At 49.7% G+C, this 20,149-nt stretch carries 22 protein-coding genes; 10 read left to right on the top strand and 12 right to left on the bottom strand.

Annotated elements, in window-relative coordinates; all coding sequences use genetic code 11:
- The first annotated feature begins 7 nt into the window (after positions 1-7).
- The 3 genes from C9I99_RS15370 to C9I99_RS15360 are packed head-to-tail and all read left to right on the top strand — an operon-like array spanning position 8 to position 2,919.
- Positions 8-1,246: an O-antigen ligase family protein gene (locus C9I99_RS15370; RefSeq protein ID WP_166645476.1), complete on the top strand. Its 1,239-nt coding sequence runs from the start codon at positions 8-10 to the stop codon at positions 1,244-1,246.
- Positions 1,227-2,072: a glycosyltransferase family 2 protein gene (locus tag C9I99_RS15365; protein ID WP_107349772.1), complete on the top strand. Its 846-nt coding sequence runs from the start codon at positions 1,227-1,229 to the stop codon at positions 2,070-2,072. The genes C9I99_RS15370 and C9I99_RS15365 overlap by 20 nt, the downstream gene beginning before the upstream one ends.
- Positions 2,073-2,097: 25 nt before the next feature.
- Positions 2,098-2,919, top strand: a complete 822-nt coding sequence (locus C9I99_RS15360) for a hypothetical protein (RefSeq protein ID WP_107349771.1) — start codon at positions 2,098-2,100, stop codon at positions 2,917-2,919.
- 85 nt (positions 2,920-3,004) lie between these two features.
- On the opposite strand, the gene C9I99_RS15355 is transcribed toward C9I99_RS15360, so the two are convergent.
- Positions 3,005-4,108 (bottom strand): glycosyltransferase, encoded by a 1,104-nt coding sequence (locus tag C9I99_RS15355; RefSeq protein ID WP_107349770.1) that lies wholly within the window; start codon positions 4,106-4,108, stop codon positions 3,005-3,007.
- Between the two features lie 78 nt (positions 4,109-4,186).
- Entirely contained in the window at positions 4,187-5,242 is a 1,056-nt protein-coding gene (locus tag C9I99_RS15350; RefSeq protein WP_243734646.1) for a CDP-glycerol--glycerophosphate glycerophosphotransferase, read from the bottom strand.
- 140 nt (positions 5,243-5,382) lie between these two features.
- Here C9I99_RS15350 and waaA point away from each other — a divergent pair, with 140 nt between their 5' ends.
- Positions 5,383-6,672: a lipid IV(A) 3-deoxy-D-manno-octulosonic acid transferase gene (waaA, locus tag C9I99_RS15345; protein WP_107349768.1), complete on the top strand. Its 1,290-nt coding sequence runs from the start codon at positions 5,383-5,385 to the stop codon at positions 6,670-6,672.
- Between the two features lie 15 nt (positions 6,673-6,687).
- On the opposite strand, the gene C9I99_RS15340 is transcribed toward waaA, so the two are convergent.
- Positions 6,688-7,392 (bottom strand): 3-deoxy-D-manno-octulosonic acid kinase, encoded by a 705-nt coding sequence (locus C9I99_RS15340; RefSeq protein WP_107349767.1) that lies wholly within the window; start codon positions 7,390-7,392, stop codon positions 6,688-6,690.
- A gap of 91 nt (positions 7,393-7,483) precedes the next feature.
- Here C9I99_RS15340 and C9I99_RS15335 point away from each other — a divergent pair, with 91 nt between their 5' ends.
- Entirely contained in the window at positions 7,484-8,521 is a 1,038-nt protein-coding gene (locus tag C9I99_RS15335; protein ID WP_107349766.1) for a glycosyltransferase family 9 protein, read from the top strand.
- 26 nt (positions 8,522-8,547) lie between these two features.
- The gene (gene coaD / locus C9I99_RS15330; RefSeq protein WP_107349765.1) at positions 8,548-9,033 is read left to right on the top strand and encodes a pantetheine-phosphate adenylyltransferase; all 486 of its coding nucleotides are present in this window, start codon (positions 8,548-8,550) and stop codon (positions 9,031-9,033) included.
- 94 nt (positions 9,034-9,127) lie between these two features.
- On the opposite strand, the gene C9I99_RS15325 is transcribed toward coaD, so the two are convergent.
- From C9I99_RS15325 to C9I99_RS15295, 7 genes are all read right to left on the bottom strand, one after another.
- Entirely contained in the window at positions 9,128-10,135 is a 1,008-nt protein-coding gene (locus tag C9I99_RS15325) for an NAD-dependent epimerase (RefSeq protein ID WP_107349764.1), read from the bottom strand.
- Positions 10,136-10,318: 183 nt separating this feature from the next.
- Positions 10,319-11,128 (bottom strand): bifunctional DNA-formamidopyrimidine glycosylase/DNA-(apurinic or apyrimidinic site) lyase, encoded by an 810-nt coding sequence (gene mutM / locus C9I99_RS15320; protein ID WP_107349763.1) that lies wholly within the window; start codon positions 11,126-11,128, stop codon positions 10,319-10,321.
- 37 nt (positions 11,129-11,165) lie between these two features.
- Positions 11,166-11,651 (bottom strand): hypothetical protein, encoded by a 486-nt coding sequence (locus C9I99_RS15315; protein WP_107349762.1) that lies wholly within the window; start codon positions 11,649-11,651, stop codon positions 11,166-11,168.
- Positions 11,652-11,831: 180 nt separating this feature from the next.
- Positions 11,832-11,999 (bottom strand): 50S ribosomal protein L33, encoded by a 168-nt coding sequence (rpmG, locus tag C9I99_RS15310; protein WP_004405486.1) that lies wholly within the window; start codon positions 11,997-11,999, stop codon positions 11,832-11,834.
- A 13-nt stretch (positions 12,000-12,012) separates the two neighbouring features.
- The gene (gene rpmB / locus C9I99_RS15305; protein WP_107349761.1) at positions 12,013-12,249 is read right to left on the bottom strand and encodes a 50S ribosomal protein L28; all 237 of its coding nucleotides are present in this window, start codon (positions 12,247-12,249) and stop codon (positions 12,013-12,015) included.
- Positions 12,250-12,422: 173 nt separating this feature from the next.
- A complete protein-coding gene (radC, locus tag C9I99_RS15300) occupies positions 12,423-13,097 on the bottom strand; it encodes a RadC family protein (RefSeq protein WP_107349760.1) in 675 nt (224 codons plus the stop codon).
- Between the two features lie 21 nt (positions 13,098-13,118).
- On the bottom strand, positions 13,119-13,346 hold the full coding sequence (locus C9I99_RS15295; RefSeq protein WP_107349759.1) for a hypothetical protein: 228 nt from the start codon (positions 13,344-13,346) through the stop codon (positions 13,119-13,121).
- Between the two features lie 32 nt (positions 13,347-13,378).
- On the opposite strand from C9I99_RS15295, the gene coaBC reads away from it, so the two are divergent.
- Complete coding sequence (gene coaBC / locus C9I99_RS15290; RefSeq protein WP_107349758.1) at positions 13,379-14,596, top strand: bifunctional phosphopantothenoylcysteine decarboxylase/phosphopantothenate--cysteine ligase CoaBC; 1,218 nt, start codon at positions 13,379-13,381, stop codon at positions 14,594-14,596.
- A 192-nt stretch (positions 14,597-14,788) separates the two neighbouring features.
- Entirely contained in the window at positions 14,789-15,379 is a 591-nt protein-coding gene (gene slmA / locus C9I99_RS15285; protein ID WP_107349757.1) for a nucleoid occlusion factor SlmA, read from the top strand.
- Positions 15,380-15,553: 174 nt separating this feature from the next.
- Here slmA and pyrE read toward each other — a convergent pair whose 3' ends face one another.
- Both pyrE and rph read right to left on the bottom strand, forming a co-directional pair.
- Positions 15,554-16,195, bottom strand: a complete 642-nt coding sequence (pyrE, locus tag C9I99_RS15280; protein ID WP_107349756.1) for an orotate phosphoribosyltransferase — start codon at positions 16,193-16,195, stop codon at positions 15,554-15,556.
- Positions 16,196-16,318: 123 nt separating this feature from the next.
- The gene (gene rph / locus C9I99_RS15275; protein ID WP_107349755.1) at positions 16,319-17,035 is read right to left on the bottom strand and encodes a ribonuclease PH; all 717 of its coding nucleotides are present in this window, start codon (positions 17,033-17,035) and stop codon (positions 16,319-16,321) included.
- Between the two features lie 327 nt (positions 17,036-17,362).
- Between rph and C9I99_RS15270 the strand changes: the two genes are divergently transcribed.
- Both C9I99_RS15270 and C9I99_RS15265 read left to right on the top strand, forming a co-directional pair.
- The gene (locus C9I99_RS15270; RefSeq protein WP_107349754.1) at positions 17,363-18,226 is read left to right on the top strand and encodes a YicC/YloC family endoribonuclease; all 864 of its coding nucleotides are present in this window, start codon (positions 17,363-17,365) and stop codon (positions 18,224-18,226) included.
- 216 nt (positions 18,227-18,442) lie between these two features.
- A complete protein-coding gene (locus C9I99_RS15265) occupies positions 18,443-19,981 on the top strand; it encodes a bifunctional GNAT family N-acetyltransferase/carbon-nitrogen hydrolase family protein (protein ID WP_107349753.1) in 1,539 nt (512 codons plus the stop codon).
- Positions 19,982-20,149 lie beyond the last annotated feature (168 nt).

The following is a 20,149-nucleotide window of genomic DNA, read 5'->3' as shown; positions in this document are numbered from 1 at the left end:
GTTATATATGCAAAAGAAGATGAAACTAGATAGAGACGTGTTAATCCACTCAATCATACTGTTACCTCTTATTTGGTGCTTTAGCGGTGTTTTTGCCTTTGCCAATGGTGATAAAATACTGAATGTACTCGTCCCGTTAGTGGTTATTGCCCGTCTTTGTTTTCTCGGACACAAAGACATCTTAAGCAATATAAAACAAAACAAGTTTCTATGGCTCTTGGTAGCAAACCTACTGTTTGCGATCGTCGCTTTTTTCACTTACGGCGTTTCCTCTAGCCGCTTCAGGATCCTTAGCTTAAGTGTTCTATACCTCTCTATCCTTCCACCCAGCTACCTGAAGGGGATTTCATTTCGGAACTTAGTGTGGCTATTATCTGCCAGCCTGGTCCTATTTTTAATCCTCCAACACCTTGATAGTAATCTATTTAATAGAGGCCAGTGGTCAATTAACCCTATACGTATTGGAATCATCAGCGCCTTCTTGGTCAATGCAAACTTGTACTATGCGATCACTGAAAAAGAAAAGACGTATAAATATATTGCATTAGGCCTTGCCATTTTCGCCCTATTTCCGTTAATTCTATCGGCTTCTCGAGGCCCATGGTTAGCATTTGGGGCGGGCGCGCTCATGCTTTTTGCCCGAACGCTCAATACGAAAGTATTGAGCTTTAGGGTCATTTTGGGCTCAGCACTCATTCTGTTGTCTGTGACTGTCATGCTAAGGCAACCCATTGCACATAGAATTGATGCCACTTTATATGAAGTGCAGCAGATCCAGTCAGACAATATGGAAACCTCTATTGGTTTGCGGTTGCAAATGTGGAAAGCCGGCATTGAGATCATCAAATCTCACTGGTTGCTGGGTGTAGGTGATACTGGACAGCAAGAAATAAAAGAGCAAATGGCAAATGAGAATTTTATTTCACATGAAGCCGCAAGATATGCCCATTTACACAACCAGTGGATGGATGATTTAGCAAACTATGGTGTTTTTGGCCTTGTCGCCATATTACTGCTGATTTTATACCCTCTCTACTCATCAAAAGGCGCAGAGACCAAGACGCTAGTCTGGATATTAATCAGTGTTTACCTAACGGTAAGTTTAACGGATGTCCCACTCGAGAGAGCACATCCACTCGCTTTTTATCTATTTAGCATGTATATGCTACTGAGAAAAAGTGAATCCATTGAAGCTAAAACAATTAAAGAAAAGGGTGTAAGTAGCAATGAAGTTTATAGTAATTAGTGCTGTCTATAATATGTCAGATCACCTTAAAGCTAACATTGATATATTAAAAAAACAGACTTACGAAAACTTCGAGGTGTATTTTGGGGATGACCTGTCTACAGATACTAGCTGTGACACTATTGAAGAAAACATTCTTGATGACGGACGATTTCACTTGATACGCCATCAACAGAAACTGTTTTCAATGGGCAACATTGCTGAAACCATCAAACTCGCTCAACCTGATGACAATGATGTAATTGTCCTTATTGATGGCGACGATGCGCTTGCCGATCCGACGGTACTCGAATACTTAAAAAACACCTATGAGCAAGAACAGTGTTTGATGACGTTTGGTTCTTATACTGTTAACGGTAAACGAGGAGGCAACTGCTCTTCATATCCGTATATTATCCCAAAACTGAATCTATTTCGGTACGTTAAGTGGCGAGCTAATCATTTAAAAACGTTCAAGTACTCATTATGGAAGCAGGTAAACCCAGCGTCGCTAACCCTGACGAAAGAAGAAGTAAAACGAACGCTTAATTTCTATTTGTACACCGGCAGGATCAAAGCTTGGTTAGAGTGCAAAAAAATCAAGCATGAAGATTTAGTCACTGAAGATAATAAATATGTGAGACGATGCAGTGATAAGTACCTAACTTCACCATTATTAGAAATGGCTGGGGAAAAGGCACATTATATAGATAAAGTACTCTATCATTATCTAGGACCACAGGGACCGCATAATTTTGGTAGCAGTAACAAAAAATGGGCTCAGCGGTTACTACGTCAAGCCATAAGCTTAAAACCAAGGTACAAGAAAATAGATAATTTAGAGTAGTGTTTGAGTGACAGGGAATATAGAGATGCTAGATTCAGAACGAGTGGTCCTTAATAAGTCATTGATAGAGTACGCCTTCTTTGATTATAACAAACCTGTCGTAGTGTGCTTTAACCCTGCGGGAATGCTGCTCACCAAGAAGCAGATTAATGCCAGCAAGCATGCTTGGTGTTATAACTTTTTGGTCAAGCAACAAATTAATGTTGTCGCCATTAATACCGTCAATGACAATCACTGGTTTTCATGTTCTGAGCTAAAGGAGTACCTTAAGGGTATAACTTCCCTGCTGCAAAAATTTCCAGAAAGATTAGGCTACGGCGTAAGCATGGGAGCATATGGGGTGTCTTGCTTTTCATCACTGCTAAACCTTGACCGAGCTTTACTTTTTTCACCATTGCTCCCTCCGGAGTCTGATCCTAGCCAACATTTTAGCAATATTAACAATACTCATTTTACTGTTGTTTACGACCCATTTAATGCCGAGGATAAAACAATTGCTTTGCGTTATCCTACACATACTCAATATCTTCATTTTTATGGTGTCGGACATCAAGTCATTGAATCTATTGCTAAGATTGATTATTTAAAAGGCTTTTTTTTCGCCTTTTACAACAATGAACCATATCGAAAAGAGTTTTATTATCACCAACGAAAAAAACGTCAACTTGTTCGCTATTACAGCTATATGGATAGAAACCCAACAGGGAAGAATACTTTAAAACGTAAGCTCATCGTCAAAAAGCACAAGTTTATTTTCATGATAAATAATGTTGACCAGGTCTACATCAAAGTGCGCAACAGACTACTAAAGAGCATCAAAAAGCAAACAACAAAATACAACATGTGATCGAATATACTCTATATACACTAAGCTCAATATAAATAGGGAGCCTCTCTCGCTCCCCATTTTGCAGCTGCGAGTCTTCTTGCGATTAACTCAATAGCGACTTATAACAATTCAGTGTTGCCTCAACACCCTGCTCTACATTGAACTTATCAATAACCCGCTGCTTGGCAGCGATACCGTATTGCTTGCATAGCTGACGATCGTTATATAACTTAAGTATCGCATCGGCCAAAGCTTTAGCATCACTAGGCGGAACCACAATCCCGGTTACGCCATCGGCAACCAACTCTGCATTACCACCAGTATCAGACACAATAGAAGGAACGCCGTAAGAGTTTGCTTCCAGCACCGCACGACATAGCCCTTCTCGTTTAGTCGTTGGAAGAATAGTGAGATCTGATGACGCAGCCACTTCTGGAGCATCTTCACGATAGCCCAAGGCATGAACCCTGGCAGGCTTCCCACTGCGGGCTATCATTTGCTGAATTTTCTCCGACTTAGGATCGGCACCAACAAGCAGAACATCAATATTGATATCATCCGGCAATAACTTCATCGCATCCATCAATACATGCAGACCTTTTCTTGGTCTTAAGTTCGCCACTAAAGATAACTTAAAGCTATCTTCAGTCAGGTTGAGATGTTCCAAGTTAGCTGGCGGGTTTTGGTACCAAGATTGATCATGACCTTTATAAACAGTGACAGCCTTACTCTTATCCCCCCAGATATAGTTTTGCAGGTCGACCTCAATCGCCTTGGCAACACAAATGATTTTATCTAAACGAGGATTTAGCATGGTTAAATAGCTCGTCGGATCAAATCGACTAATATTGCCGGTCTGCCCACGGTAAGCAATGACCTTTGCTTTTGTGCCAATCGCAGCAAAACACCCATTCGAGCAAGCAATATTGTTATAAAGGTGCAGAATTTGAATGTCGTTTTCAGTGATATACTTGCGAATTGCCTTAATGGTATCAATGTTCACTTTCTTGTCTAAAGGATCAGTCACCACCTTGACCCCTTCGGCTTCGAGGAAAGGGATCAAGGTCGAGCCTGGATTGCACATCACAGTGACGTCAACCTGTCCAGATTTATGCATTCCTATTATCTGAGACGCTTCTGGTCGAATAGGGTTGATGTTTTTTCTTCCATGGTGTGTCACCGCTAGAACTCTAATTTTCTGACTCATCTCAAATTACCATATCTATACAATACTGAATGCACTGGCACATAAACCACACTCAAACGACTGAATAAAATAACGCTCTTATAATTTCCAGTAACCCAACTTTTTACGCATCTTGAATTGACGCAGCAAGTTCAACGGCTTGGATTTAAGCCCCGCCCTGCCATCAGTCAATATTTGATTTGCCGCGTCCAGCACTCTCAAACTAGAGTTGCCATCCATATAAGGGTGAAGCTCCTGGCAGTATTGTTCAATTTCAGTCATCAGTGCCGCAGGATGTTGCAAGGCTTGTTCCAAAGCGGACTCAACCTGCTCAACATCGGTGACATTCAATAAATGTCCACTCGGGATCTGATTACGAAATGTTACTACCGGTTTGCGCTGCAATAAAAACATTAGCAAAATCGAAGACGTATCGCACAGCATCACATCCGCCGCTTGCAGCAAAGGGAGCACATTATCTGTCTCGACAAACTGCAAATTCTCGTTTTGCAGTTGCTTGTATTGCTCAACAGTGGCTGGATCCATTTTCGGGTGGAATTGAATTAACCAGCGCCATTTCCCCGTCGCCGCCAATGCCTTAATTTTATCGTAAAGAACAGGCGCACAAGTCAAATTACGGGAAAAGGTCGAGCACATGAGTATTGTCGGCCGTTCGTCGTCAGCAGCTTTATAAGGATTATCAATGATGGGTGAAAACAACGGATCCAACGCCGGCCACCCTGTTTGGGCAATCCGGAAGTAGCCATGCTCTGCTGCCAACTGTTCGAAGCGCTCGGTCGTGTTTGGCCCCTGAGTACAATACAAATCAAAGCACCCTCTAATCTGAAAGTGGCCATTACGAGCTCTTTTTCCAGAGTTAAAGCCATGGAAAACGCCGACCTTGATACCCGGAATAAAACTAGGAACCACATTACCAGGTACAAAAACAGCATCTGGCCGCCAGGCTTTTACCGCCTCAATCGACGTCAGTAACACTTCGTCTGCTTTGATATAGCTAGGATCTGCTTCATTCCCTTCTATAAACCAGCAAACTTCGCCGCCCTGCTCACGGATCGCCGCTTGCAGCGGGCGCAGCATGGCATAGGAATAGTTCTGGGCAACATACATCAAATAGCGTTTGCACGGCTGGCTCACGGCTCCACCCTCGGCGTCAATTTACAAAAATTACTGTGCATTCTATCGCAATCATAAGCGGTATTGGGAAATTTCCCTGCCTGTTATCGGCACAAGATAGCGTTATAATGAGCCGATAACCCAAAGCCATAACCTATTGTATGTTTATCCGAGCCCTGTACACTTTGCTGCTGGCAACGGCATCTCCATTGCTATTGTTTGGCCTCTACCGCCGCCGGCCCAACAAGCCCAGCTTCGGCCCGCGCTGGAAAGAGCATTTCGGCTTTACGCCAGCTCTGCCGGAGACAAAAGGCACCCGCCCCATTTGGATCCATACGGTCTCTGTCGGTGAGTCGATTGCCGCTATTCCGGTTATCAAGGCCATCAAAGCCCAGAGTCCGGAACACACTATCGTCGTCACCACGACCACCAGCACCGGCGCTGAGCAAATCATTAAGCTAGGTAATTTGGTCGAGCACCGCTACATGCCGATTGATTTTGCATGGTGTGTCAGAGGGTTTATCCGAACGGTTCGCCCATCGGCCATGCTGATCATGGAAACCGAATTATGGCCCAATACCCTCACCACCGTACACAACGCAGGGATCCCAGTGATTGTGATGAACGCCCGCCTATCGGCGCGCTCAGCCAAGCGGTACGCCAAATTCAAACCGGTATTCAATATGATAGCGCCCAACCTCAGCCACTTGCTGTGCCTGCATCAAGACGATGCCGAGCGCTTTGCTGGCTTGGGGATCCCAACAAACCGCCTGAGCGTCACTGGCTCGGTCAAATTCGACATCCAAATTGAGCCCGCCCTGCTTGAGCAGTCCCAGCAACTTCGCCAGCGACTGGGGGAAATGCGACCGGTATGGATTGCCGCCAGCACCCACAAGGGGGAAGACGAGCAAATCCTCGAGGCGTTCAAGGCCGTCAAACAACACCACCCGGAGTGCCTACTGATACTGGTACCGCGCCATCCTGAGCGCTTCGACAGCGTTGCTCAGCTGTGCCTGTCACAGCAGCTAAACTGTGTTCGCCGCACTTCAGCACAAAACGTCGATGACACGACCGATGTGTATCTGGCCGATACCATGGGAGAGATGTTGCTGTTGATGGGAGCCGCCGATGTTACCGTCATGTGCGGCAGTTTGATCGGCGACAAAGTCGGCGGCCACAATATGCTTGAACCCGCCGCCTTGGCCAAACCCGTACTGACCGGACCGAGCTACTACAACTTTACCGACATTACCCAGCAACTCAAAACGGCTGGCGCATTGGAGGTTTGCGATAACGCAGAGCAGATTGGCAATCGCCTAACCGCGCTATTATCCGACCCAGCGCAATGTCGCCGGATGGGCGACGCTGCTGTGGCGGTGGTGCGGCAAAACCAAGGCGCGGTGGCCAAAACACTGGCAGTGATCGAGCAACAACTATCAAGCAACAGTTAGAGTCATTGGTAAAAATCAATCAGCCTGGTAGCCGCTCAATAGCCATTGCCAGCATTGCGATTCAAACTTGATCCCCCGTTTGCCCTGCTCTTTGACAAAAGAGCGGTGCAGGCGGGACAGGTTATCTTCTTTCCAGCCCTCACCCTCTTTTTCATAGCACTTGTCAAAATCAATCAGCCAAATCTGCTGCTGGCTATCCAGCAAGATATTGTGGCTGTTGAGATCGGTATGGCAAACCTGAAGCTCGTGCATTTTTCTGACCATCGCCCCGATCGCCCGCCAATTTTGTTCCGGCAAGGCCGCATGCTCCAACAGCGCGACTAAGTCTTTTGCGTCAGGCACTTTTTCTACTAATAGATCGGCACGGTAGGTCAAACCTTGTCTGATCGCACGGGCGGCAACCGGACGCGGCACCCTGACCCCGCCACGGGCTAACTTATCAAGCAGTAGAAACTCCTCGGCACTGCGGGTTTTCTCCCATCCGGTAAACCAATAGGCATCCTCGACCAATTTACCGAACAAGCCGCCGCGGCGATAATGGCGCAGTGCCATCTCTAGGTGCTGGCCTTTGACAAACCATGTTGTCCCGCGGCCCTGAGCCGAGCCAATGACCAAGTTGTGCTGCTGCCAGAAAGCCGGTTCAAAGCATTGCTGCGGATCTTCAGCCAATAATTCAGGGGCAAACCAGATCCTCTGGTTACTGCTTGCTATTTCTTGCACGCTTTATCTCCAAGCTTAAGGGACAGAGTATTTTACAATCACTTACCTGAACTGCATAATTTCATCTCTGATTGATTAACAGGACTTTGTCATGGCGTTATTTACCACCCCGCCACGCTCAATTTGTATTCTTAGGCTATCTGCCATCGGCGATGTCTGCCACGCTATTTCTGTCGTGCAGGCTATCCAGGCCCATTGGCCGTCAACCGAGATCACTTGGGTTAGTGGGAAAATCGAAGCCCAGCTGATCGGCGATCTGCCCGGCATCAAGGTTGTGGTATTTGACAAGAAAGCCGGATGGGCCGGTATGAAAGCGGTATGGCAAGCGCTCAAGGGGCAAAAGTTTGATGCCCTGCTGCACATGCAGGCCGCCCTTCGCGCCAGTGCCCTGTCACTCGGGATCAAGGCGAGATACCGCATCGGCTTTGGCAAAAACCGTACCAAAGAAGGTCAGTGGCTGTTCACCAACCGTCACTTGCCGCATACCGAAAGTTTCCATGTACTGGATAACTTTGCCGACTTTGCCCGCTACCTTGGCGTCCCTTTCGAGGCCCCTCACTGGAACATTCCACTGAGCGAGGAAGACAAAGCCTTTGCCAAGCAGCAAATCAACGGCAGGCCTACTCTTATCATCTCGCCAGCCGCGAGCAAGGATGAGCGTAACTGGCTGACCGAGCGCTACGCTCAGCTTGCCGATTACGCCGCAGAAAAAGGGATACAGGTCATGCTGTGTGGCTCGCCAGCCCCGCGCGAAGTCGCCTTGGGTGAGGCAATAAGTCATCACTGCCAGCATACGCCGGTAAACCTGATCGGCAAAACCAGCCTCAAACAACTGACTGCCCTACTGGGTGCCGCCAATGTCGTCGTCGCCCCGGATACCGGTCCGGCTCATTTGGCAACGACCCAGGGCACCCCGGTTATTGGCCTGTATGCCCACAGTAACCCGAAGCGAACCGGTCCTTACAACAGCCTACAATATGTCGCTAGCGCCTACGAACAACATGCTGAGCAACAACACGGTAAGCCGGCGGCTGAACTGCCATGGGGCGCACGGGCCAAGGGCGAAACCCTGATGCAAGACATCCAGCTGGATGATGTCACCGCCATCCTAGACCAACTTATTTCTTAATTTTGATTTTCTGACTGGTATTCATTATGACAACCCGCGTTATCTACCCAGGCACGTTTGATCCGATCACCAACGGTCACCTCGATCTGATCGAGCGTGCTGCCGCTATGTTCGACCATGTTGTGGTCGGCATTGCCTTCAGCCCAAGCAAGAAGCCACTGTTTGATCTCAAGGAGCGTGTAGAGCTGGCCCAACAGATCACCCAACACCTACCGAACGTAGACATTGTCGGCTTCTCCGGCTTACTGGTAGATTTTGCCAAAGAGTACCAAGCCAATATTTTAGTGCGTGGCTTGCGGGCTGTTTCGGATTTCGAGTTCGAGTTCCAGCTGGCCAACATGAACCGCCGCCTGATGCCTGAGCTGGAAACGGTATTCCTGACCCCGGCCGAAGAGAACTCCTTCATCTCATCGACCATCGTCAAGGAAGTCGCCCTGCACCAAGGCGATGTCAGCCAGTTCGTCGACCCGGTGATCTGCGACGCTTTACAAAAAAAACTCAGCAAGAAATAATCTTGCCGACAAAAAAGAAGGAGGCAATCGCCTCCTTCTTTTTTGTCATTGTTTGTCTTGTTGATTGCCTCACCGCCCTAGGTGAAGGGAACCATCAACGCTGGTAGTAATCACGGTACCAATCAACAAAGGCTTTTACACCTTCCTTGACCTTTACTTCCGGCTTGTAGCCCGTCGCGTCGAACAAATCTTTCGTATCCGCATAGGTAGCATAGACATCGCCTGGCTGCATCGGCATGAAGTTCTTCTTCGCTTCGATACCCAGCGCCTCTTCCAGTGCTTCGATGTAGTCCATCAGCTTTACCGGACTACCATGGCCGATGTTATACACACGGTATGGTGCCGAGCTGGTTGCCGGTGTACCGGCTTCTACCGTCCAGTCTGGTGTTTTGTCAGGGATCACAGCCTGAATTCGGATAATCCCTTCAACGATATCATCGATGTAGGTGAAATCACGGCGCATATCACCGTTGTTGTACACGTCGATTTCACGCCCTTCGATAATCGCATTGGTAAACTTGAACAATGCCATATCAGGGCGGCCCCAAGGACCATAAACGGTGAAAAAGCGCAGGCCTGTCGTCGGCACGCCATAGAGATGCGAATAGGTGTGAGCCATCAGCTCATTCGATTTCTTGGTGGCGGCATACAGGGAAATTGGGTGATCGACACTATCCGCAGTATCGAACGGCATTTTCTGGTTAAGACCGTAGACAGAGCTGGAAGAAGCATACACCAAATGCTCAATATTATGATGGCGGCAGCCTTCAAGGATCGCCAAATGCCCCACCAGGTTACTATCAGCATACGCCATCGGGTTATCAATCGAGTAACGCACACCAGCCTGAGCCGCAAGGTGGATCACCCGATCAAACTTCTGCTCGGCAAACAGATTGGCCATACCGTCACGGTCAGCCAGATCCAAGGCAATGAAAGTGAAGTGCGGATGGGCAGCCCTGACTAGCCGGGCTTCTTTGAGCGACACCTCATAATAGTCATTGAGGTTATCAATCCCGACCACCTCATGTCCCATGGCACAAAGCCGCTCTACCACGGCACTTCCGATAAAGCCGGCGGCACCGGTAACCAAATACTTCGTCATCTGCATAGACCTTACAAAACTGTACTCGTTATACATACTTAGTATAACAGTGTGTGGCGAAATCATAGCACCCGCGTGTTAACAGGGCTAGAGTCACCAGGCTAAAGCCGGATCAATATTATTGACACTGATGTTCAGCCCTATTGAAACAACCTCGGAGGGGGGAACAAGTTAAACGTCTCACTATTTCTGGCAATCACTGCAATACACCGTGGTCCGCTGGCCAATTTTCACTTCGCTAAGGGGCTTATCACAGCGTGGGCAGGGCTCTCCACCCTTGCCATAAACCTGAAGCTCCTGGGCAAAGTAACCCGGTTTGCCATCGGCATTCTTGAAATCTTTTAAGGTGGTACCGCCCTGTTTGATGGCAAAGGCCAACACCGATTTGATTTCATCGACCAGCAAGCCTAGTCGCTGGGCAGAAATTTTACCGGCCTCACGCTTGGGGTGGATCCCCGCAGCAAACAGCGACTCATTGGCATAAATATTACCGACACCAACAACAACGTGGTTATCCATGATAAATTGCTTAACCGCAGTACGTTTGCCCTTGGCTTTTTCTTGCAGGTAATCCACCGTAAAAGCCTCGCTCAACGGCTCTGGGCCCAATTTAGCCAAGACCGAATGCACATCCTCTCCGGACTGCCACAACCAAGCCCCAAAGCGTCGTGGGTCGTTATAGCGCAAGACTTCACCGCTCGACAGGCAAAGGTCGACATGGTCATGTTTTTCCGGTGGTATCCCAGACGGCAGAACCCGCAAACTGCCCGACATCCCCAAGTGGATAATGGCATAACCGGCGTCGGTCTCGAGCATCAGGTACTTGGCACGGCGGGTTACCCGGCGGATCACCTGCCCTTCAATTTGACAGATCTCTTCCGGCACCGGCCAGCGCAACTTGGGGTTGCGTACAATAATTTTGGTGACGGTCTGATTGGTAACATGGGGCGAAATCCCCATCCGGCTCACTTCAACTTCAGGTAATTCAGGCATGACGTTCTCTATCTTGGCGATATTATTATGACGTCAACTATAACACCGGCGGAAACAAATAGGCTTCTTCCACTGACACCGCCAGCCATTCGCCCTGCCAGTTTTGCAATAACCAGAATTGCGGCTGCTGGTAGACCGTGACCCTGACTGGCTCTTCCTGATCCACAAGCCAGATCTCGACACTGATTGGCAGTGGCAGGGTCGGCTTAAGCTTACCAACCACCTCATGGCTAACCGCCGTCCCCGACAAGAGTTGCCAGTGGCTGATCAATTGCTCGGCCGGCAGCCCCACCCGCGGGCGAGCCAACCAGCCAGTATCCTCTCGGTTGAGGCTGGTATGGGGCAAATGCAGCTGCTCAATAGTCGATTCAAAGGGCAGCAGCGTCGCCTCCGCCGATAACTCTGGGGATGAATCCTGGTGGCCAAACCGCTGTTTAACAATCTCCGGCAGCTGTACCACGGCGATAAAGCAGATCACAGCAATAATCATCACATTGTTCCAGCCACGGCGGGACAGCCTCATCACGGTACTCCTTAACTTAAGATAACTACTTATCCAGATTGGTATTAGAGTACCCATTATGCAGGGGGAATGACACGATAAAGAAGAGGGGGAAGAGAGAATCGATTTGACGTGGTGAATTTCAGGTATAAAAAAACCCAGTTAGAAAACTGGGTTTTTATCAAAAAAGCTATCAATCAATTACTTGATTTTCGCTTCTTTGTACATAACGTGCTTGCGAACTACAGGATCAAATTTCTTGATCTCGAATTTGCCTGGCATGTTACGTTTGTTTTTGTCGGTAGTGTAGAAGTGGCCTGTACCAGCAGATGATACTAGACGGATCTTCTCACGAATGCCTTTAGCCATTGTTCAAATCCTCTTAAACGTTCTCGCCGCGAGTACGCATATCAGTAAGAACGGCATCGATGCCTTTCTTATCAATGATACGCATACCTTTCGCAGAAAGGCGTAGTTTAACGAAGCGTTTTTCGCTTTCTACCCAGAAACGATGAGTTTGCAGGTTCGGCAGAAAACGACGCTTGGTGGCATTACGTGCGTGTGAACGGTTGTTACCCGTTACAGGACGCTTACCAGTTACTTGGCATACTCGGGACATTACTGTCTTCTCCAAATCGTTTCAGCTCGATATCTACCGTGGCTATTTCAATGTGAAAAGCAATTCTCACACATAACCACAGCTATCAAAGGTCGCGCATTATACTAAGTCAAAACCAGTTGCTCAAGTCCCGAGCAGTCCTTTCTCAACTTTTTAAGCAAAAAATGACGATTTTATAGCCATCCTCGCTCTGCAAAAGAAGTGATTTCTCCGTCACCGACAACAAAGTGATCCAGAACTCGAATATCCACCAACGCCAGTGCATCACTGATGCGACGGGTAATTCGGCGATCTGACTGACTTGGCTCTGCCACGCCTGACGGGTGATTATGCGCTAAAATGAGCGCGGCTGCATTAAGTTCTAGTGATCTTTTTACAACTTCCCTCGGATAAACGCTCGCAGAATCGATGGTTCCTTCGAAAAGTACCTCTCCGTTGAGCACCCTGTGCTGGTTATCGAGAAATAAAATATAAAATGCTTCTCGGTGGCGATCGCGTAATACATGTGTGAGATAGCGCCTTGTATGAGCAGGGCTTGTCAGCGCATCTTCCTTCTTTAACGTCTCTTCCAGATGACGCTGATTCATTTCCAGCACCGCCTGAAGCTGAGCATACTTGGCGGGCCCCAACCCTTTATATTGGCAAAACGTAGCTTTATCCGCTGCCAGCAATGCTCGCAGCGAACCGAACGAGTCCAACAGCTCTGTCGCGAGCTCGATCGCATTCATCCCGGTAATACCGGTACGCAAAAAAATCGCCAGCAGCTCGGCATCCGATAAAGCACCGGGACCGCGTTCCAATAATTTCTCCCTCGGCCGAGACTGCACCGGTAGTAGCTTGAGCGTCATATCCACCTCCTGATGCCCTAGCTAAACGACCCCCTCGGTATTTAGCAAGGCGTGTCTCGGTATCTCTCCTGTCCCCCGCACAAAAAACCATGGCTGAGTTGCAACACCCAACGTAGAGCTGCCAACTGGCTCGCAACCAGGCAGGCGCAGTACCGCCCATACCGACAGTCCCACACCAAATTTGATCCCGAGCAAGGAAGCTGGCTTTTTTTGGTGGCTAACAATTTTTGGTGGTAAGGTGTGGCCCATTAACATTCCGGATATCGAGAGCAGGCAATAAGATGCAAACTTTGGCAGGAAAAAAAATTCTCCTTGGGATCAGCGGCGGTATCGCGGCCTATAAATGTGCAGAGCTCACACGCCGACTTATTGAGCGCGGCGCACAGGTGCAAGTAGTGATGACCAAGGCCGCCAAGGAGTTCATAACCCCGCTCACCATGCAGGCAGTATCTGGCAGGCCGGTATCCGACAGTTTGCTGGACCCGGCAGCAGAAGCCTCGATGGGCCACATCGAGTTGGCAAAGTGGGCCGATTTGGTATTACTAGCACCGGCAACTGCCGATTTGATCGCGCGTATGGCCGCAGGCATGGGGAACGACCTGCTCACCACCCTGTGCTTGGCAACTGACTCACCGATTGCAGTCGCCCCGGCGATGAACCAGCAGATGTACCGTCACGTAGCCACCCAGGAAAACATTGCCACCCTCGCACGACGTGGCTGCCATATCTGGGGACCCGCGAGCGGCGAGCAGGCCTGTGGCGATGTTGGCCCAGGCCGGATGCTAGAACCGATGCAACTGGTCCACTTGGCAGAAGATTTCTTCAAGCCGGCCGATCTCGGCGGTATATCGCTAACCATCACCGCCGGCCCGACCCGTGAAGCCGTTGACCCCGTACGCTACCTGACCAACCACAGCTCCGGCAAAATGGGCTATGCCATTGCCGAAGCTGCCGCTAAACGCGGTGCCACCGTCACCCTAATAAGCGGCCCGACGAACCTGGCGACACCGCACGGCGTTACCCGTATCGATATCAACAGCGCCGAACAAATGCACCAAGCGGCACTGGCGCATGCCCCCGCCAGCGATATTTTCATCGGCTGTGCTGCCGTCGCCGATTTCCGCCCGGCAGAGATTGCCGAGCAGAAAATGAAAAAGAAAGACGGTGAGGATGACATGGTGATCCGCTTGGTGAAAAATCCGGACATCATCGCCAGTGTTGCCGCGCTGGAAACCGACCGCCCATTTACCGTTGGCTTTGCCGCCGAAACCCAGGATGTCGAGCAATACGCCCGCGGTAAACTGGCTCGCAAGCAGCTTGATCTGATCTGTGCCAACGACGTATCCAACGAAGGGCAAGGCTTCAACAGCGATCAAAATGCCCTGCACCTGTACTGGCAGCAAGGCAACAAAGCCTTGCCGCTCACCAGCAAGGCAGAGCTGGGAGCGCAGTTGATCGACGAAATCGTCGGGCTATTCAAGTCCGGGCTACAAGGTTAATCCTCACGACCGATGCTGATGAATTAACCGAATAAGATCAAATATAAAGCCCAGCCCTTCAGGTTGGGCTTTTTTTGTCGATAAAGAGATCAGTATCGGCGGGCAATGCTTTTCACAACAGGATTACGCCGCTAAGATATGCGAGTTTCATCCTGTCCAATGACAGTCTTATTTTAAAAGGAACGGTTATTCATGGCTGGCAACAAGAAAAACAACCGCCGCGAAGAAATTTTGCAAGCGCTGGCACAAATGCTGGAATCTGCCCAGGGCAGCCAACGTATTACTACTGCTAAGCTGGCAGCCCAGGTTGGTGTCTCGGAAGCCGCCCTCTACCGCCACTTCCCAAGCAAGGCGAGAATGTTCGAAGGGTTGATCGAATTTATCGAAGACGCCATCACCACCCGGATCAACCGCATCCTCGATGATGAAAAAGACACCCTGCAACGCCTGCGCATGGTGCTGCAGCTGATCCTCGGCTTTGCCGAGCGCAATCCGGGCCTAACCCGCATCATGACCGGCCATGCCCTGATGTTTGAGCAGGACCGCCTCCAGGCCCGTATCAACCAGCTGTTCGAGCGTATCGAGACCCAGCTGCGCCAAATCCTGCGTGAACGCAAACTGCGCGAAGGCAAAGGCTTCCCCGTGGACGAATCTATCCTTGCCGCCCAACTTCTGGGGCAGGTAGAAGGTAGCCTTAACCGTTTTGTCCGCTCAAACTTCAAGTACAAGCCGACGGCGAACTTCGATGAATACTGGCACCTGTTAAGCGCAGAGCTCGGTTAGGAGCAGAAGCGGGAGCCGAGACAACCAGAATTAAAAAAGCGAGAGGTGAAAACCGCTCGCTTTTTAGTTTTCAGCAAAGCTGGCTATGGGCTATGGGATGATCGTTTGAAAAAGTCACATTCACCCAATATTTCTTTGCCTCGCGCCTATAGCCGCTCTTTCCTAGGGCCGGAATTAAACCCCATACTCCGCACGGTAAGCTTTCACCGCTTCAAGGTGCTGCTCCATACCGTCCTGCTCGGCCAGATAACTCACCACATCGCCCAGCGACACGATAGAGATCACCGCACAACCGAAGTCACGTTCAACTTCCTGGATCGCCGACAGCTCACCCTTGCCTTTTTCCTGACGGTCAATGGCAACCAGCACACCGGCCAAGTCAGCGCCGTTGGCCTTGATGATTTCCATCGACTCGCGGATTGCCGTCCCGGCAGTGATCACATCGTCCACCAGCATGATGCGGCCTTCCAGCGCGCTACCAACCAGGTTGCCGCCTTCACCGTGCGCTTTGGCTTCCTTACGGTTGAAACAGTAAGGGGTATCAACATCATGATGATCAGCCAGTGCGACTGCCGTCGTGGTGGCGATTGGGATCCCCTTGTACGCAGGGCCGAACAACACATCGTACTCGATACCGGCATCCACCAAAGCCTCAGCATAGAAACGGCCAAGGCGTGCAAGATCACGTCCCGTATTGAACAAACCCGCATTGAAGAAGTACGGGCTCTTACGGCCGGATTTCAGAGTGAACTCACCAAACTTCAATACCCCTTTCTCCAAGGCAAATTCGATGAACTGACGCTGATATGCTTTCATGGTTTCTCCTTAATAGATGCAACTAGTCATTACAATTTAAATCAATGACCCAGACCTCGCTTTTCGGGCCAACGAGAATCCAAGCCAAAAAAAAGCGGCTCCAATAGGAACCGCTTCAAAAAATTAACTTTCCAACGCCTGCTTCTGAACGTTGACAATGTCGGCAATGCCGTCTTTCGCCAGAGCCAGCATGGCCAGCAACTCTTCGTGGCTAAAGGCTTCACCTTCTGCCGTGCCCTGGATCTCGATCATCTTGCCTTCTTCGGTCATGACCACATTCATGTCTGTTTCTGCCGCCGAGTCTTCGACGTATTCCAGATCACAAATTGCCTCGCCGTTATAGATACCGACAGAAACGGCAGCCACCATGCCTTTAAGCGGGCTGGCTTTCAGTGTGCCCTTCTCCAGCATGTAGTTGATAGCATCAACCAGTGCCACCATTGCACCGGTGATAGACGCAGTACGCGTACCGCCATCAGCCTGGATAACATCACAGTCGACCGTGATCATCTGCTCACCTAACGCTTCCAGATCAACCGCAGCACGCAAGCTACGCGCGATCAGGCGTTGGATTTCCATGGTACGGCCACCTTGTTTGCCACCGGCCGCTTCACGGCGGTTGCGCGAGTGGGTTGCACGCGGCAGCATGCCATATTCAGCCGTCACCCAACCTTGGCCTTTACCTTTTAACCAGCGTGGCACATTCTCTTCCACACTTGCGGTACAAATCACCTTGGTATCACCAAATTCAACCAACACCGACCCTTCGGCATGGGCAGTAAAATTACGGGTAATAGTAATAGGACGAACTTGGTTGTTGCTTCTTCCGCTTGGACGCATCGGTGGCTTCCCTCTGGCTGGATGACATTAACCGGCGATTATAGCCACAACCAACCGGTTGTGCACGCGAAACCCAACCAGCTTGGCATTTCCCGCATCGAGTGCGGACAGAATCGTCATATCCCCACCCACCGGCCGCATTTCGGTTATATCCAAGTCACTCTCGCAGAACCAAGCACCTTGAAGTTACTTGGGTATATGCTTAAGGCTAAGTATAATCTCGGACATCCGGATAACTGCGCACCACCTCCACGTTATGACGGTGGCTTGCCACAGGCACCCCACCCAAAGCAGTTATCAACCACCACTATTAGAGGCCACTAGCCAATGATTCATAGCATGACCGCCTACGCCCGTCGCGAAGTGAAAGCCGACTGGGGTACTGCCGTATGGGAAATCCGCTCGGTAAACCAACGCTACCTAGAAACTTACCTGCGTATGCCAGAGCAGTTCCGCAGCCTAGAGCCTGTTCTGCGTGAGCGTTTCCGCAAGCGTCTGGCCCGCGGCAAGGTTGAATGCAACCTGCGCTTCGAGGTGAACCCAGCCGCCAATACCGAGCTAAAAATTAATGAAGGTCTGGCCAAGCAGGTGATCAATGCCGCCAAGTGGGTCAAAGAGACTGCCGGTGAAGGTAATGTGGGGCCGTTCCAGGTATTGAACTGGCCGGGAGTGATGGAAGCGCCGGAGCAAGATCTCGATGCGATCAACAAAGATTTGCTCGCCGCATTCGACACCACGGTTGATGACTTCATCGCCGCCCGCGCCAGCGAAGGCGAGAACATGAAAGCACTTATCGACCAGCGTCTTGAAGCAATTTCAGTCGAAGCGACCAAGGTTCGCAGCATGATGCCAGAAGTCATTAAGTGGCAACGTGAACGCATCATGACCCGACTGGAAGAAGCCAAGGTCGAGCTTGACGCTAACCGCATCGAGCAAGAGCTGATCATGCTGGCGCAGAAGAGCGACGTAGCCGAAGAACTAGATCGCCTTGACTCGCACGTCAAAGAAACCCAGAAGATCATGAAAAAAGGTGGTGCCTGTGGCCGCCGTCTCGACTTCATGATGCAGGAATTCAATCGCGAATCGAACACCCTGGCCTCAAAATCGATCAATACCGAAATCACCGCAGCTGCCGTTGAACTGAAAGTGCTTATCGAACAGATGCGCGAGCAGATCCAAAATATTGAGTAACGCTCCCCGCGACACCACCGAATAACAAAAGCCCTGTTAAGCAGGGCTTTTTGTTGATTGGTACATCGAGCGGCTTCACCGCGTCTTTTCTCTTCATCGCACAATATTGAGAGCAATTAAATATTTTCGACCCCACATCTGTGATACATAATATAAACACCTGAGCAACAACCAGTGACAGTACTCAGCGCCTAAACACAGACAGAGATGGTGAGAATGGATACAAATACCCCTTTGCTAAACCTCCGTGCAATTGAACCCGGTGATTATGACGAGCTGGCAGCGTTGATGGATTTGGTCTTTGCCGATGTCGGAGGGGCATGGCCGCGAATGACTATCATGGATTTGATCCATCAATTTCCTGACGGCCAAATCTGTATTGAAGACAGCGGCAAGATAGTCGGGGCCGCCCTCACCATCAAGGTCAACTACAACCGCTTTTCACTCAACCACGCTTACACCGACATCATCAGCGATAAAAATGTGATCCAGCATCAAGCGACGGGGGATGCGCTATACGGGTTGGATGTGTTTGTCCATCCGGATTACCGAGGGCTTCGCCTAGGAAGGCGACTCTACGATGCACGCAAAGAGCTCTGCCGCAGCGCCAACCTCAAGGCCATCTTGGCCGGAGGCCGTATTCCCGGCTACCACAAAGTGGCCGATCAATTCACCGTCATCGAATACATCGAAAAGATCAAGCGCAAGGAAAGCCACGACCCTATCTTGTCGTTCCAGCTTGCCAATGATTTTGATGTAAAGCGACTAATGAAGAATTACCTGCCGGAAGATGCCAAGTCATGCGGCTATGCCACTTTGCTGGAATGGGACAATGTGTTTTATGACGAGGAAATGCCGTCCGCTATTGAACCCGAAAAGAAAATGGTCCGTATTGGCATCGTCCAATGGCAAATGCGCAAAATGGTTTCACTCGATGATCTGATCGATCAGGCCGAATTTTTTGTCTCCTCACTGTCAAACTACCAGGCGGATTTCGCGCTATTCCCTGAGTTTTTCAATGCTCCGCTGATGGGGCTCAAGGCCGATCTCAGCCCGGTTGAGGCCATCCGTTTTCTGAGCGAGTTTAGCGAGGCCATCAAACAGCGGTTTTCCCAAATGGCGGTCACCTACAACATCAATATCATTTCAGGCAGTATGCCGGTGCTGGAGAATGACCGCCTCTATAATGTCTCTTACCTACTGCACCGTGACGGTTGTATCGATGAGCAATACAAAATCCATATCACCCCGCACGAGCAAAAAGACTGGGTCATTGATGGTGGCGACAAGGTCAAAGTTTTCGATACCGATGCCGGACGGGTTGGCATCCTCATCTGCTACGATGCCGAGTTTCCCGAGCTGGGCCGGATGCTGGCAGAGCAAGGCGTCCAAATCATGTTCGTACCTTTTTGGACTGATACTAAAAATGGTTATTTACGCGTTCGGTTGTGTGCCCAGGCGAGGGCTATCGAAAATGAATGCTATGTCGCACTTGGTGGCAGCGTCGGTAATCTACCGCGAGTCAATAATGTCGATATCCAATATGCCCAGTCCGCGGTCTTTTCACCCTCGGACATCTATTTCCCCCACGACGCCACCATTACCGAGGCCAGCGCCAACACAGAGATGATCATCTTTGCCGATGTCGAGCTCGATAAGCTCAAGTACCTCAATACCGAGGGGTCGGTCACAAACTTGCGCCACCGTCGGCTCGATCTCTATGGCGGCTTTACTCGACCAGAAAAAAACAAGTAAAGTAATGGCATGGGTCACATTATATTTCACCATTAAGGTCAAGATAACCTGAAATAAGGCTATCTCGGCAACACTAAATTCAACTAGGCTTAATTTATTGGCTCTCTGATCGTAGACAAAAAGTTGAATTTTCAAGCAGCCAGCTAATTTCTTTTGCACGCGGTTCAT

It is taken from the genome of Photobacterium lutimaris, assembly GCF_003025555.1.
Lineage (GTDB): Bacteria > Pseudomonadota > Gammaproteobacteria > Enterobacterales > Vibrionaceae > Photobacterium > Photobacterium lutimaris.
This window is presented reverse-complemented; position numbering and strand designations above follow the sequence as displayed.